12 protein-coding genes are annotated in these 13,839 nt (G+C 43.0%); 9 read left to right on the forward strand and 3 right to left on the reverse strand.

What is annotated here, in order from left to right; all coding sequences use genetic code 11:
* Positions 1 to 26: 26 nt before the first annotated feature.
* The 3 genes from ACOOEY_RS16065 to pdxA form a co-directional block, all read right to left on the reverse strand.
* Positions 27 to 1,661, reverse strand: coding sequence for a SulP family inorganic anion transporter (locus tag ACOOEY_RS16065; RefSeq protein ID WP_420385740.1), 1,635 nt, complete (start codon positions 1,659 to 1,661; stop codon positions 27 to 29).
* A 78-nt stretch (positions 1,662 to 1,739) separates the two neighbouring features.
* Complete coding sequence (locus ACOOEY_RS16070; RefSeq protein WP_420385741.1) at positions 1,740 to 2,006, reverse strand: hypothetical protein; 267 nt, start codon at positions 2,004 to 2,006, stop codon at positions 1,740 to 1,742.
* A gap of 123 nt (positions 2,007 to 2,129) precedes the next feature.
* Entirely contained in the window at positions 2,130 to 3,155 is a 1,026-nt protein-coding gene (pdxA, locus tag ACOOEY_RS16075; RefSeq protein WP_420385742.1) for a 4-hydroxythreonine-4-phosphate dehydrogenase PdxA, read from the reverse strand.
* 81 nt (positions 3,156 to 3,236) lie between these two features.
* Between pdxA and rsmA the strand changes: the two genes are divergently transcribed.
* The 9 genes from rsmA (at position 3,237) to ACOOEY_RS16120 (ending at position 13,763) form a co-directional block, all read left to right on the forward strand.
* Positions 3,237 to 4,013 (forward strand): 16S rRNA (adenine(1518)-N(6)/adenine(1519)-N(6))-dimethyltransferase RsmA, encoded by a 777-nt coding sequence (gene rsmA, locus ACOOEY_RS16080; protein ID WP_420385743.1) that lies wholly within the window; start codon positions 3,237 to 3,239, stop codon positions 4,011 to 4,013.
* Complete coding sequence (gene mgtE, locus ACOOEY_RS16085) at positions 4,004 to 5,368, forward strand: magnesium transporter (RefSeq protein ID WP_420385744.1); 1,365 nt, start codon at positions 4,004 to 4,006, stop codon at positions 5,366 to 5,368. The genes rsmA and mgtE overlap by 10 nt, the downstream gene beginning before the upstream one ends.
* 1 nt (position 5,369) lies before the next feature.
* Positions 5,370 to 6,317, forward strand: coding sequence for an NAD(P)-dependent oxidoreductase (locus tag ACOOEY_RS16090; RefSeq protein WP_420385745.1), 948 nt, complete (start codon positions 5,370 to 5,372; stop codon positions 6,315 to 6,317).
* Between the two features lie 139 nt (positions 6,318 to 6,456).
* Positions 6,457 to 6,933 (forward strand): transcription elongation factor GreA, encoded by a 477-nt coding sequence (gene greA / locus ACOOEY_RS16095; protein ID WP_420385746.1) that lies wholly within the window; start codon positions 6,457 to 6,459, stop codon positions 6,931 to 6,933.
* Between the two features lie 5 nt (positions 6,934 to 6,938).
* The gene (locus tag ACOOEY_RS16100; protein WP_420385747.1) at positions 6,939 to 7,331 is read left to right on the forward strand and encodes an HIT family protein; all 393 of its coding nucleotides are present in this window, start codon (positions 6,939 to 6,941) and stop codon (positions 7,329 to 7,331) included.
* Positions 7,332 to 7,491: 160 nt separating this feature from the next.
* Positions 7,492 to 7,902: a hypothetical protein gene (locus ACOOEY_RS16105; RefSeq protein ID WP_420385748.1), complete on the forward strand. Its 411-nt coding sequence runs from the start codon at positions 7,492 to 7,494 to the stop codon at positions 7,900 to 7,902.
* Positions 7,903 to 8,056: 154 nt separating this feature from the next.
* Complete coding sequence (locus ACOOEY_RS16110) at positions 8,057 to 9,151, forward strand: efflux RND transporter periplasmic adaptor subunit (protein ID WP_420385749.1); 1,095 nt, start codon at positions 8,057 to 8,059, stop codon at positions 9,149 to 9,151.
* A 24-nt stretch (positions 9,152 to 9,175) separates the two neighbouring features.
* Positions 9,176 to 12,337 carry an efflux RND transporter permease subunit gene (locus ACOOEY_RS16115; RefSeq protein WP_420385750.1) on the forward strand — a complete coding sequence of 1,054 codons (3,162 nt, stop codon included), beginning with the start codon at positions 9,176 to 9,178 and terminating at the stop codon, positions 12,335 to 12,337.
* A complete protein-coding gene (locus tag ACOOEY_RS16120) occupies positions 12,330 to 13,763 on the forward strand; it encodes a TolC family protein (RefSeq protein WP_420385751.1) in 1,434 nt (477 codons plus the stop codon). Before ACOOEY_RS16115 ends, ACOOEY_RS16120 begins: the two co-directional genes overlap by 8 nt.
* Positions 13,764 to 13,839 lie beyond the last annotated feature (76 nt).

Raw genomic sequence — 13,839 nt, forward strand, 5'->3', positions numbered from 1 at the left:
AAAAGGTCTCCTTTTCTATACTCTCTTTATGACAATGTAGTTACCTTAAGATTCTCTCGATCAGGTAGTTTTTCAATATCATGTTTATTGGCTACCATGTCTTTTAAGTTTTGTTCAAAACCATTGAGATCCAGGTGATCTAGTGAACTCATCTGGACTTTAATGTTTTTGTATTGCGCACTCGTTTTAAAGTCGTTGAATATTTCCAGTACATCGTGCTCAATGAAAACGGTACTGGAGGCATCTATGAATAACTCCGAATCATTAGGAATGCGGTTCAATTCTTTAAGAATCTGAGCCTTATTCAGGAAGGTAACTTGTTCAGATAATGCGATTTGGTAGTGCTTATGCTCAGGATCATGCGTTTCCTTCAGTACATAAGGATTTCTTAGGTTGGTTACCAAAATATTGAAGACGGCTACAGCCATACCAATACCAATACCTACCAGCAAATCTGTAAATACAATAGCCAGAACGGTTACCACAAAAGGAATAAACTGCAGCCAGCCTTTTTTGTACATGTCAATGAACAAGGCTGGTTTGGCCAGCTTATAGCCGACAACCAGAAGAATTGCAGCTAAACTTGCCAATGGAATCATGTTCATGATATTAGGAATGGCCAGGGCTGCCAGGAAAATGAGTATACCATGAATTAGTGCAGAAAGCTTTGTCTTACCCCCGGATTGAATATTGGCTGAACTTCTGACAATTACCTGAGTAACAGGTAATCCACCAATCAAACCAGCTACAATATTCCCTATACCCTGGGCTCTTAGCTCCTTATTGGTAGGCGTAACTCTTTTTTGAGGGTCCAGTTTATCCGTTGCTTCAACACAGAGCAAAGTTTCCAAACTGGCTACAATAGCCATAGTAATACCAACGATCCAAACCTGAGGATTGGTAATAGCAGTAAAGTCTGGCAAAGTGAACTGACCAGCAAATCCGGCTAAGTCTTCAGCTACAGGGATACTTACCATGTGTTCATTCGTGATTACCAGTGCACCACTAGTGAAAACATTGCCGAAGATAATGCCCAATACAACCACCACAAGAGGCCCCTGAATGACTTGGAAGATTTTTACTTTCTTCATGAACTTCTGTTCCCAAAGAATAAGAATGGCCAGTGAGACTACTGCCAGTACTATGGCTCCAGGAGTAATATAATCTACCATGTTGGATAGTTCGGTAAATGTATTTTGTCCGTCAGCCTGGGCAAAGTCCATATCGCCTTCCGGGTCAGCATCATAGCCAAAAGCATGAGGTATTTGCTTCAGAAAGATAATGATACCAATTGCGGAGAGCATACCCTTAATCACTGAAGTAGGAAAGTAGTAACCAATAATTCCTGCTCGTAGAATGCCTAGTACAATCTGGATAATACCTGCGATAACTACGGCAACGAGGAAAATTTCGAATGAACCCAGGTCTTCGATGGCTGCCAGTACAATTACTGCCAGTCCGGCAGCAGGTCCAGATACACCAAGGTGAGAACCACTGAACAGGGTAACTACAATACCACCAACCATACCGGCAATGATACCGGAGAAGAGAGGTGCTCCTGAAGCGAGTGCAATGCCGAGACAGAGAGGGACAGCAACCAGAAATACCACTAACCCGGCCGGGGCATCTGACTTAATATTTTTAAAGAGGTCTTTATTCATAAAAATGATTTCTTTGAGCCACACATGTGCCTCAAATAGGTTTGAGAATGATTTGTTATTGGAGTCTGTAAAAGTGGATTATACCAGCTCCGGAGGAGGTAGTATGATTTCGTGAACATCCATTTTCCACAAATACTGCCGATGAGCAAACTCTTCTTTAGAGATAGCAGTAAAAAAAACGAGTGTATCGAGCAGATTTAACAGGTTATCGTCCAGTAGTTCCTCTTCAGGGCCGTCTTCTTCAGTATCCTGATCTTCTTCAGCATCCAGAAGTTCATAGGTATTTACCTTAAGGTCTGCAGTATTGGCATAAACCTCAAGTCCCATTGCACTTACAAAAAGCAAGAGTAATAATATGGTGATAGCTCTTTTCAGAATTAAGTCTGCTCGTCTACTGTTACGAGCTTTGTTTTTCTAAGTTATGAAATTCGATGAACAGATACTCTTTATTGACCAAAGACCTGTTTATTAGTGTGTATTCTCTCTTCGGGCCAAGAGCACATCTTTCGCCATATATATGGCCGATCTCATGCTTTGCTCATTGGCTATCCCCTTACCTGCAATATTGTAAGCAGTGCCGTGATCCGGAGAAGTTCGTACTGCTGAAAGCCCGGCAGTGAAGTTGACTCCTTCCTCAAAAGCTAAGGTTTTGAAAGGGATTAAGCCCTGATCATGGTACATCGCCAGAATTCCATCGAACTTAGATTGGCTGGAATTGCCGAAGAAACCATCGGCAGGGTACGGGCCAAAGACCAGTTCTCCTTTTTCCTTGAACTCGTTAATGACCGGTTGAATAATCTCAATTTCTTCGTTGCCTAATAGGCCATCTTCTCCTGCATGTGGATTGAGACCCAGAACGGCAATTTTAGGTTTACCAATGTTGAAGTCTTTTTTGAGTGACTTCAACATCAATTCAAGTTTTTTGCGAATAACATCGGCATTCAACCGGTCCTTGATCTGAGCAATAGAAATATGTCCGGTAGCTACACCTATTCTAATCCGTTCACCACAAAGAAACATGAGGCTTTCATGGGCACCAAAGGCTTCGGTGAAGTACTCCGTATGTCCAGGGAATTTAAAATCATCACTCTGGATATTATTCTTGTTAATTGGAGCTGTTACAATGGCGTCAATCTTCCCTTCTTTGAGGTCTTCTGTTGCTTTTTGAATGGCAGCTAAAGCCAAAGCACCCGCTTCTTTCGTTTCTTCTCCCGGGTTAACTTCTATATCTTCCACACAATTGATGACATTGAGTCTGTTGTAGCGAATTTGTCCGGCATTGTTGGTTTGATTAAAAGAAAACTTGTCTACACCCAACAGGTTTTTGTAGTGAGAAAGCACCTTACCGTGTCCATAAACCACCAGATTCACAAGATCGAAGATCTTGGGGTTCATCACAGATTTGATAATTACTTCAGGTCCAATTCCATTCATATCGCCAATGGTAATGCCTAAAGTAGGTATGAAAGGTTTTTCGTTTTTATTCTCCTGCATATAGAAAGCCTATTTCGCTGTTCTTAGAATACAAATCCTAATTTTGTGCGCAAATTACGCTTTTTTAAATAAGTTGTGAGTATGTCTTTCGTCCGTCCCAAGAAACATTTAGGCCAACACTTTCTCAAAGATTTATCCATTGCAGAACGAATTGCCAAAGGCCTGACCGGGCATGGAGCTTATAAGACCGTACTGGAAGTAGGTCCGGGAACAGGAGTCTTAACTCAGTTTCTATTAAAGTCTGACTATGAAACCTGGGTGGTAGACATTGATAAAGAGTCCATTGCCTACCTTGAAGAGAACTTCACAGAGCTGGATGGCCGGATCATAGATGGTGATTTTTTGAAGTATGACTTTCTGAAAGACACCGGAACTCCATTGGCTATCATTGGCAATTTCCCTTATAATATTTCTTCTCAAATATTTTTCAGAATTCTGGAGCTGAGAAATGTTGTGCCGGAAGTGGTATGTATGATTCAAAAGGAAGTGGCCGACAGAATCGCTGAAGGCCCCGGGTCTAAGACCTATGGCATATTGAGTGTGTTACTACAAGCCTATTATGATATAGAGTATCTTTTTACTGTGAAGCCGGGGGTATTCAATCCACCTCCTAAAGTAAATTCAGGAGTGATTCGTCTTAAGCGTAATCAAACGGAGCAATTAGACTGCGATGAGAACCTCTTTAAAACGGTAGTAAAAACAGGTTTTCAAATGAGACGCAAAACGTTGCGGAATGCACTAAAACCAATAAATTTGCCAGCGGAGTTGGCAGGTGATCCAATATTAGACCTTCGGGCCGAAGCACTTTCAGTTAATCAATTTGTAGACCTAACTAATAAAATCTCAGCGTGTCGTTAGAGAGAGTACCTTTTGAGCTTTCTAAAGAGTATCTAGACCTCGTTTTGCAGGCCGTAGAACAGCAGGATGCTGCCTTCATCCGTGATACGATGGAGGGTGTCAATCCAGCCGATATTTCTGCTTTGCTCGATGAAGTGGAGACCGATGAGGCACGCTATGTTTTAGATGTACTCAATAACGAGGTAGGGGCTGAGGTAATCGAAGAACTGGAGGAAGATACCAGGAAGGAATTTCTGGAAGAACTGGAGCCGGAAGAGATTGCCCGCTATATCGTAGAGATGGAATCGGATGATGCGGTAGATATCATCAATGATTTACCTGTCAAAACCCGGGAAGAAGTAATTGCCGCCATAGATGATCCCGAAAGCGCAGCCCATATTCAGGAGCTGATGCGCTACGATGAAGATTGTGCGGGTGGACTAATGGCCAAGGAGATGATTGTCGCTAACATCAACTGGACAGTCATTCAGACCATAGATGAAATCAGGAGGCAAGCTGAAAATGTAGAAAGAATTTATTCGGTCTATGTGGTGGATGATAAAGGTAAGCTTCAAGGCAAAGTTTCTATCAAGAAGATTATCCTCTCCAAAGACGAAACCTTCATTAAAGACATTTACGACTCAGATATCATTCATGTAGAAACTTATATGGATGAAGAAGAGGTAGCGGATATGATGCGTAAATACGACCTCGATGCTGTTCCCGTTGTCAATCTACAAGGGAAACTGGTAGGCCGTATTACCATTGACGATATAATCGATGTAATTACAGAGCAGGCCGAGGAAGAAAGACAGTTGATGTCAGGTATTTCTGGTGATGTAGAAGAAGATGATTCCATCTGGGCTATTTCCAAGGCTAGATTGCCATGGTTGCTGGTGGGGCTGATTGGCGGTACGCTGGGTGCCTGGGCGATTGGTTTCTTCGAAGGAAGCCTGGAAAGGAATGCAGCTTTGGCATTTTTCATTCCCCTGGTAATGGCTACCGGAGGTAATGTTGGTATACAATCCTCTACCTTAGTTGTGCAAAGTCTCGCTAACAGATCGGCTTTTGAAGACTCTCTATCTAAGAGAATAGGGAAGATGTTTTTAGTAGCCATATTTACCGGAGTTGTATTGGCTCTCATTAGTTTCCTAATCGTATTTCTCTGGAAGGATGATCAAACACTAGGAACGGTGGTTTCTATCTCATTAATCTGTGTGGTGATGCTCGCTTCTTTTATGGGAACAACCACTCCATTGGTACTTGATAAAATGGGTATCAATCCGGCCCTGGCTTCAGGTCCGTTTATCACCACCACGAACGATATACTCGGTATCATCGTTTACCTCGCAATAGCAAACCTGTTACTACCCTGAAATGAATAAGAAGTGTCTGATTATAGATGATATGCACGAGAGCATCGTGCCATTACTTGCCGAAATTGGGATTGAGGTTACATACGCCCCCGGTATAAGCAGAGATGAAATTCTCGAGGCTATTGGCGACTATGAGGGTATTCTTGTGCGTTCAAAAACCACTATCGATCAGGAATTTGTAGACCATGCCGGTAAGCTTGAATTCATTGGCCGTGCAGGGGCCGGACTGGATAAGATTGATGTTGATTATGTTGAAGCCAGGAACATAGAAATTCTCAATGCGCCCGAAGGAAACCGCGATGCACTGGCGGAACATGCTGTGGGAATGCTGTTGAGTTTACTTAATAAGATTAATACATCAGACAATGAAGTCCGTAACTGGATATGGGACCGGGAAGGTAACCGTGGCGTAGAGCTGTCGGATAAAACGGTAGGTATTATCGGTTACGGGTACATGGGACAGGCCTTTGTACAAAGGCTCAGGGCTTTTGATTGCAGAGTGCTGGTTTATGACAAATTCAAAAAGGGATTTGGCACCAAGAAAGTAGAAGAGGTAAGCCTGGAAAAAATCTTCAGTAAGGCTGATATTCTGAGTCTGCATGTGCCATTGACCTCTGAAACCAGAGGCTGGGTGAATAAAGATTTTATTAGCCAGTTTAGAAAGGATATCCATTTGCTAAATACCGCCCGGGGTGAAATTGTGCCATTGAAGGATTTACTTGAACTGATGGATTCCGGTAAAGTACTGGGTGCTGCATTAGACGTTTTGGAGAAGGAAAAATTCGATCAATTGTCTGAAGAAGAAAAGGATCGATTCGAAAACCTGTTCAGTAGAAAGAACGTTGTGTTATCTCCACATGTAGCGGGATGGACCTTTGCTTCTTACAAGAGAATCAATGAAGTTTTGGTCAGCAAAATTGCCCAGTACTACAGAATAGGCCAAAGTTGACGGATTTCGAGTTAAGCAAATTTTAGCTAACTTTGCCTGTACATAATCGCCTTGCGGGCGATTTTATTTGTTTAAAGCGGTTTCAATTTGAGACCGTTGTTTTTTTGTAGAAGATAAGTACAAACTAAATAGAAGAGATATGTCAAGTGTAAGTTATTACACCGAGGAAGGGTTACAGAAGTTGAAAGATGAACTTCAGGAACTGAAGACAAAAGGAAGAGCTGATATGGCCAGACAGATTGCTGAGGCCAGAGATAAAGGAGATTTGAGTGAAAATGCAGAGTACGATGCTGCCAAAGATGCTCAGGGTCTCATGGAAATGAGGATTTCAGAATTAGAAAAACTGGTTGGTAATGCCAGAATTAAAAAACAGGAAGATGTAGATCTTTCAAAGGTATCTATACTCTCAACTGTTAAAATCAAGAATGTTAAAAACGGCATGACCGTAAAATACACATTGGTTTCTGAGAAGGAAGCTGACCTAAAAGCTGGTAAAATATCCTACGAATCACCTATTGGCAGAGGGCTTTTAAATAAAAAAGTAGGCGAGGTTGCTGAAGTAAAAGCTCCGGCCGGAGTTATGGAATTTGAAGTACTCGAAATCACCCTTGATTAATCGAGATGGCAAGTATCTTCACCCGAATCATTAATAGAGAAATACCCGGTTATATTGTAGCCGAAAATGAGTATGCTATTGCCTTTTTGGATATCAACCCCCTGAATGAAGGACATACTTTGGTGGTACCCAAAAAGGAAACTGACAAACTCTTTGATTTGGATGAAGATACTTACCTGAAATTACAGGCATTCACCTATAAAGTCGCTCAGGCCATTGAAAAGGCTATTCCTTGTTTGCGGGTAGGTGTAGCTGTTATTGGTCTTGAAGTACCGCATGCGCACATTCACCTGATTCCACTACATGGTATGCATGATATAGACTTTGGCCGACCTAAGTTGCAACTTAGCAAGGAGCGCTTTGAGGAGATCAGAGATAAGATTTCTGTTGCATTATAACACCTCTCTCTGGGCTGGACTGAGTACCTTAATCGAAGAAATCGATTGCTCAGATTTTATGACCTTCTATCACCAGTAACGAGCTTTCAAACTACTTTTAACTAATCTTTACGAAAACTGCTTGTCAGTACCTTTTGGGTCATATACATTTGCGCCCTTGATGACTAAAGTGTTGATCAAATATTTCCTAAGCATATTGATCCTCTTTTTGAGTGGATTCAATCATGTATTGGCAGCGGGCCTACCGCTACCTCTGGGAGATACCGACTCTAGTTATCTCGAATACCATTCCGATCAGCCAACTGCTGAAATTGTCACCTCCTCTTATCACTCAATTAAAACCAGACATCATCTGGAACCCTATGAGGTTGAGTTTGAGGAAGAAGATGACGAAAAAAACAATGCTCTTAAAAAACAGGCAGATACCGGTAAATACCTGGTATTTGTTAGTCTAGCCCTCATTCTGGGGTATTTTCACGAGTACACTAAGAGACGCTCACCGTCTAGTGAGCAATCCTATCACTTTTCGCTTTGTGACTGGTATCTTCTGTTCCAGGTGTTCAGAATATGATGCCCTAATTTTTACCTGAGCCTTATACAGTTCGGGTAATTCCCTTTTTGGAGTAGCTCTGTTGAGTTTCTTGAATAAGGCAATATGATATTGTCGCTTCTCATCAGGCATTCCATCCCCAGAAAATCAAAACCATCTTTTTAAAATTAAAATTATGAAGAAGAGAATTCTCTTTATCATGAGCCTGTGTGCACTGGTGTTGTACACGAGCTGTGAATCTGAAAAACATGAAAACGAACATGAATTAGCTGAGACAAAATTTCAAGTCACGAGTCCTGTTCGAAAAGACACACTGCAATCACTGAATTACGTATGCCAAATCCGCTCTATCAGAAACATAGAGCTAAGAGCCCTGGAAGAGGGATATCTCGAGGAGATCTATGTTGATGAAGGTCAATTTGTGAAGAAAGGGCAGAAGATGTTTAAAATCATGCCTATGCTTTACGAAGCAGAGTTGAAGAAAGCCGAAGCGGAAGCTCAGGTGGCGGAAATTGAATACAGGAACGCCAAGTCTCTGGCCGATCAGAACGTAATCTCTCAGAATGAGTTGGCTCTTGCTGAGGCACATTTTAATAAAGCCAAGGCTGAAGTGGCCCTGGCCGAAGCACATCTGGGTTTTACACTGATTAAAGCACCATTCGATGGTATACTGAACCGCCTCGAAGCCCGGGAGGGTAGTTTGCTGGAGGAGGGTGAACTATTAACCTCATTCTCTGACAATAGCAAAATGTGGGTGTACTTCAACGTGCCTGAAGCCGAGTACCTCGATTTTCAAACCAATGCCAAAAAAGGGGACATGAATAATGTTCACCTGCTAATGGCCAATGGCAAGTTGTTTAGTGAGAATGGAGTGGTCGAAACTATCGAAGGTGAATTCAATAATGAGACTGGTAATATCGCTTTCAGAGCCACTTTCCCTAACCCTGACAGGCTACTCAGACATGGTGAGACAGGTAATGTTCTGATTGATATACCATTAGAGAATGCATTGATCATTCCGCAGAAAGCCACTTTCGAGGTGCTTGACAAAAAGTATGTCTATGTAGTGGGTGAAGACAATATCATTCGATCTCGTGAAATTAAAATCGAGGAAGAATTACCTCACATATATGTGATTTCTGAAGGATTGGAAGAAAACGATAAGATTCTTCTTGAAGGGCTAAGATTGGTTCGGGAGAATCAGGAAATCAGCTACGACTTCCTGCCTCCAACCACCGTGATGTCAGGGCTAGACCTGTATGCTGAGTAATCCGCTTAACAAAAGAAATCAAGTATGTTTAGTAAGATTATACACAGACCGGTATTTGCTATAGTCATTTCGGTCATCATCTTGTTTGTGGGGTCTTTGGCTATTAAACAACTGCCTATTTCGCAGTTCCCACAAATTGCCCCGACAACAGTCAATATTTTTATTGCCTATCCGGGTGCCAGTGCAGATGTACTGGTAAAATCCACTCTCATTACCCTGGAAAACTCCATTAATGGTGTGCAGGGAATGAGATACCTCGCCACTGATGCTACCAGTGCAGGTGAGGCTACTATCAGAGTAATCTTTGAACCGGGGACCGACCCCAACCAGGCCGTAATACGGGTGAAGACCCGGGTCGACCAGGTGATGCCTTTACTGCCCGAGCTGGTACAAAGGGAAGGGGTCATCATTACACCGATACAGCCTAGTATGCTCATGTATGTGAACCTCTATGCTGATAATGAAAGCATGGATGAGAAGTTCTTATACAATTATGCTAACGTTCAATTAATCCCTGAAATTCAGCGTATCAAAGGGGTAGCCAGAGCTCAGATTCTGGGTAGCCGTAGGTATGCCATGAGGGTATGGCTGAACCCTGAGCGAATGAGAGCCTACAATATTTCTATAGAGGAAGTGATGGAGGCCATGCAGGAACAAAGTATTGTAGGGCGTCCCGGACGTATCGGACGGAGCTCAGGTATTCAGGCACAGTCACTGGAATATGTACTCACTTACAAGGGACGGTACAATCAGCCGGAAGAATATGAGAAGATTATTATTCGGGCCAACTCAGAAGGGGAGAGTATTCACCTGAGAGATATCGCTAAGGTTGAATTAGGTAGTGAGTTCTTTGATATTTATTCCAACCTCGATGGGCATCCATCGGCCGCGATAGTATTAAAGCAGAACTTTGGTAGTAATGCCAGCGATGTAATAGAGGAGGTAAAAGCCAAACTCGATGAAATGAGTGAAAACTTCCCTCCAGGTCTTGATTACAAAATCAGTTATGATGTTTCGAAGTTCCTGGATGCCTCAATAGAGCAGGTGACTCATACTTTGCGCGATGCCTTTATACTGGTGGCCTTGGTGGTGTTTGTCTTCCTCGGAGACTGGCGTTCTACACTCATTCCAATTCTGGCCGTTCCGGTTTCTCTGGTGGGAGCTTTCTTTGTGATCCAGTTTTTTGGTCTGTCGATTAACCTGGTCACCCTCTTCGCACTTGTACTTGCCATTGGTATTGTGGTTGATGATGCGATTGTGGTGGTAGAGGCTGTTCACGCCAAGATGGAGGAAGAGCATGTTACTCCATACAATGCAGTGAGGAAAGTAATGGGTGAAATTGGAGGCGCTATTATTGCCATTACCATGGTGATGGTATCGGTATTCCTGCCGATCTCATTTATGACCGGACCTGTAGGTACCTTCTATCGCCAGTTCTCTATCACCATGGCAAGTGCTATCGTGATTTCGGCTGTGGTAGCCCTCACCCTGACTCCGGTGCTCTGTGCTATGCTTTTGAAGAACAATCATGGCAAGGCTAAAAAGAGAAATCTCCTCACTAAGGCATTAGACGGATTCAACAATGCATTTGATAAGATCACAGGCAGGTACACTGGCCTGTTAAACAAAATTGTCAAGAGAAGAATACTCACATTTGGTATTCTGCTGGCTTTTGGTTTCGGAATCTTCTACGAAAGTGAAATTCTACCTCAGGGGTTTATTCCGAGTGAGGACCAGGGCACGATCTACGCGATTATTCAAACCCCTCCGGGTGCAACACTGGAAAGAACAAATGCTGTTTCCAGAGAGCTCCAAAAGATCTGTGAAGAGATTGATGGAGTAGAATCTGTTTCTTCATTGGCAGGGTATGAAATCATGACGGAAGGTAGAGGTTCGAATGCCGGCACCTGTTTGATTAACCTCAAGCCATGGTCAGAAAGGGACCAATCTGTGAAAGAAATCATGGAAGAGCTTGAGGAAGAGTCGAAAGGCCTTGGAGCGATCATAGAATTCTTTGAACCACCGGCCATTCCGGGTTTCGGTACCTCAGGAGGTTTCTCTATGCGTTTGCTCGATAAGACGACCAATACTGATTATCAGGAGTTCGATAAGATCAATCAGCAGTTTATGGATAACCTGGCCAAGCGTGAAGAACTCACTGGCTTGTTTACCTTCTTTGCTGCCAATTATCCTCAATATGAGCTGATTATTGACAACGAATTGGCTATGCAGAAAGGGGTTTCCATTGGCGATGCTATGGAAAACCTGAACATCCTGATTGGTAGTACCTATGAACAAGGCTTTATACGTTTTGGACGGTTCTTTAAGGTGTATGTGCAATCTGCTCCGGAATTCAGGAAGCTGCCTTCTGATGTATTAAAACTCTTTGTGAGGAATGAAGATGGTGAAATGGTTCCTTATTCTGCCTTCATGAAGTTAGAGAAGAAGCAGGGGCCTAATGAGATTACGCGGTACAATATGTACAACTCAGCCGCTATTCAGGGACTTCCTGCTAAAGGCTATACCACTGGCGATGCCATTAATGCTGTGAAAGAAGTGGCAGCGCAGACCTTGCCTAAGGGTTATGATATCGCCTGGGAAGGTCTGTCATACGATGAAGCAGGTAGGGGCAATGAATCCATTTACGTTTTCATCATTGTTTTGGCTTTTGTGTACCTGGTGCTTGCTGCTCAGTACGAGAGTTTCGTCATCCCTCTGGCTGTAATTTTCTCTTTGCCGATTGGGGTGTTTGGTTCCTTCCTGCTGTTGAAGGGAATGGGACTATCGAATGACATCTATGCTCAGATCGGTCTGATTATGCTGGTAGGTCTATTAGGTAAGAATGCCGTGCTTATAGTAGAGTTTGCAGTTCAGAAACACAGACATGGATTCACTGTATTCCAGGCCGCTATTGAAGGAGCCAAGGTACGTTTCAGACCAATTCTTATGACTTCATTCGCCTTCATTGCAGGGCTGATTCCACTGGTTATTGCCACTGGAGCAGGAGCTATTGGTAACCGCACTATTGGTGCTTCAGCACTGGGAGGTATGTTGTTCGGAACCATTTTCGGGGTGGTGGTAGTGCCCGGTCTCTACTACATATTCGGAACAATAGCCTCCGGTCGTAGCATAATTCAAGATGAAGATGATAATCCGTTAAGCGAAGACTTTGTTCATAATGATTAAGAGAAATATATATAAATGTATAGGAATAGCCTGCTTGACGATAGTCATGTCGAGCTGTGGTGTTCCCGCTTTAGTTGATAAGACAGCTAATACGTCAGTTCCTGAGAGTTTCAACGGCTCTCAGGATACTACGAGTACAGCCAGCATTCAGTGGAAGGAATTTTTCACTGACCCATATTTGGCAGCATTAATTGATACTGCTCTGAATAACAATCAGGAGTTGAATATCATGCTTCAGGAAATCCAGGTTTCCAGAAATGAAGTGAGTGCCAAAACCGGAGAGTATTTACCATCGGTGAATCTGGGTGCGGCAACCGGAGTAGATAAGGTAGGTCGCTATACCAGAAGTGGTGCAGTAGAAAAGAACCTTGAGGTGGCTCCTGGTGAAGAGTTTCCTGAGCCATTGGGCGATTTTATGTTTGGTGCATTTGCCAATTGGGAAGTCGATATCTGGAGAAAACTGAGGACGGCTAAAAAATCGGCCTTAACCCGCTATCTGGCTTCGGTTGAAGGTAGAAACTTTATGGTGACCAACCTGATTGCTGAAATAGCCAATTCCTATTATGAGTTGCTGGCGCTGGACAATCAATTGGATATTGTCAATCAGAACATTGAAATACAGACCAATGCACTGAAGATTGTCAAGTTGCAGAAGCAGGCTGCTAAGGCGACTGAACTGGCTGTAAAAAAGTTTGAAGCTGAAGTTTATAAAACCCGAAGCCTTCAATTCGATATTCAGCAACAGATCACGGAAACTGAAAACCGGATCAATTTCCTGGTAGGTCGTTTCCCTCAGAGAGTTCAGAGAAGTAGTGATGATTTCAGTGATATGGTGCCATCGGCTATTCAGGCAGGTATACCGGCTCAATTATTAGAGCGAAGACCTGATGTGAGACAAGCTGAGTTAGAATTGGCCGCTGCTAAGATGGATATCCAGGTAGCGAAGGCTAACTTCTATCCATCGCTGGGTATTACAGGTGGAGTAGGGCTTAACGCCATCAGCCCGAAACACCTGCTCACATTTCCGGAGTCTGTGCTTTTCAATCTGGCGGGAGACCTAATGTCTCCATTGATCAATAAGAAAGCGATCAAGGCAGAGTATCAAAATGCGAATGCCAAGCAGGTTCAGGCGGTGTTCAATTATGAGCGAACTATACTGAATGCCTACATCGAAGTGGCTAATCAGTTATCGAATATTAATAACCTGGAGCAAAGCTTCAGTTTGAAAGCGCAACAGGTACAGGCGCTTACCGAGTCAATTACTATATCCAACAACCTGTTTAGGTCGGCACGTGCCGATTATATGGAGGTGTTGTTGACTCAGCGAGATGCTCTGGAATCGAAATTCGAGTTGGTAGAAACCAAACTGCGTCAGATGAACGCTGTAGTCAATATTTATCAGGCGCTGGGTGGCGGCTGGAATTGATGAGTAAAAATAGTTAGTAGTCCAATTTTTTGGTTTTGGTTGGATAAAAGCCGTTCCGCTTTCGGGTGGAATGGCT

The sequence above is a fragment of the Roseivirga sp. genome (assembly GCF_965216855.1).
GTDB lineage: Bacteria > Bacteroidota > Bacteroidia > Cytophagales > Cyclobacteriaceae > Roseivirga.

Bases quoted from the DNA above. Each gene is read 5' to 3' on its own strand.
- greA (WP_420385746.1), top strand. From the start codon at position 6,457: ATGTCAAGTGTAAGTTATTACACCGAGGAAGGGTTACAGAAGTTGAAA.
- ACOOEY_RS16090 (WP_420385745.1), top strand. From the start codon at position 5,370: ATGAATAAGAAGTGTCTGATTATAGATGATATGCACGAGAGCATCGTG.
- ACOOEY_RS16110 (WP_420385749.1), top strand. From the start codon at position 8,057: ATGAAGAAGAGAATTCTCTTTATCATGAGCCTGTGTGCACTGGTGTTG.
- ACOOEY_RS16100 (WP_420385747.1), top strand. From the start codon at position 6,939: ATGGCAAGTATCTTCACCCGAATCATTAATAGAGAAATACCCGGTTAT.
- ACOOEY_RS16065 (WP_420385740.1), bottom strand. From the start codon at position 1,661: ATGAATAAAGACCTCTTTAAAAATATTAAGTCAGATGCCCCGGCCGGG.
- pdxA (WP_420385742.1), bottom strand. From the start codon at position 3,155: ATGCAGGAGAATAAAAACGAAAAACCTTTCATACCTACTTTAGGCATT.
- ACOOEY_RS16120 (WP_420385751.1), top strand. From the start codon at position 12,330: ATGATTAAGAGAAATATATATAAATGTATAGGAATAGCCTGCTTGACG.
- ACOOEY_RS16105 (WP_420385748.1), top strand. From the start codon at position 7,492: ATGACTAAAGTGTTGATCAAATATTTCCTAAGCATATTGATCCTCTTT.
- ACOOEY_RS16115 (WP_420385750.1), top strand. From the start codon at position 9,176: ATGTTTAGTAAGATTATACACAGACCGGTATTTGCTATAGTCATTTCG.
- rsmA (WP_420385743.1), top strand. From the start codon at position 3,237: ATGTCTTTCGTCCGTCCCAAGAAACATTTAGGCCAACACTTTCTCAAA.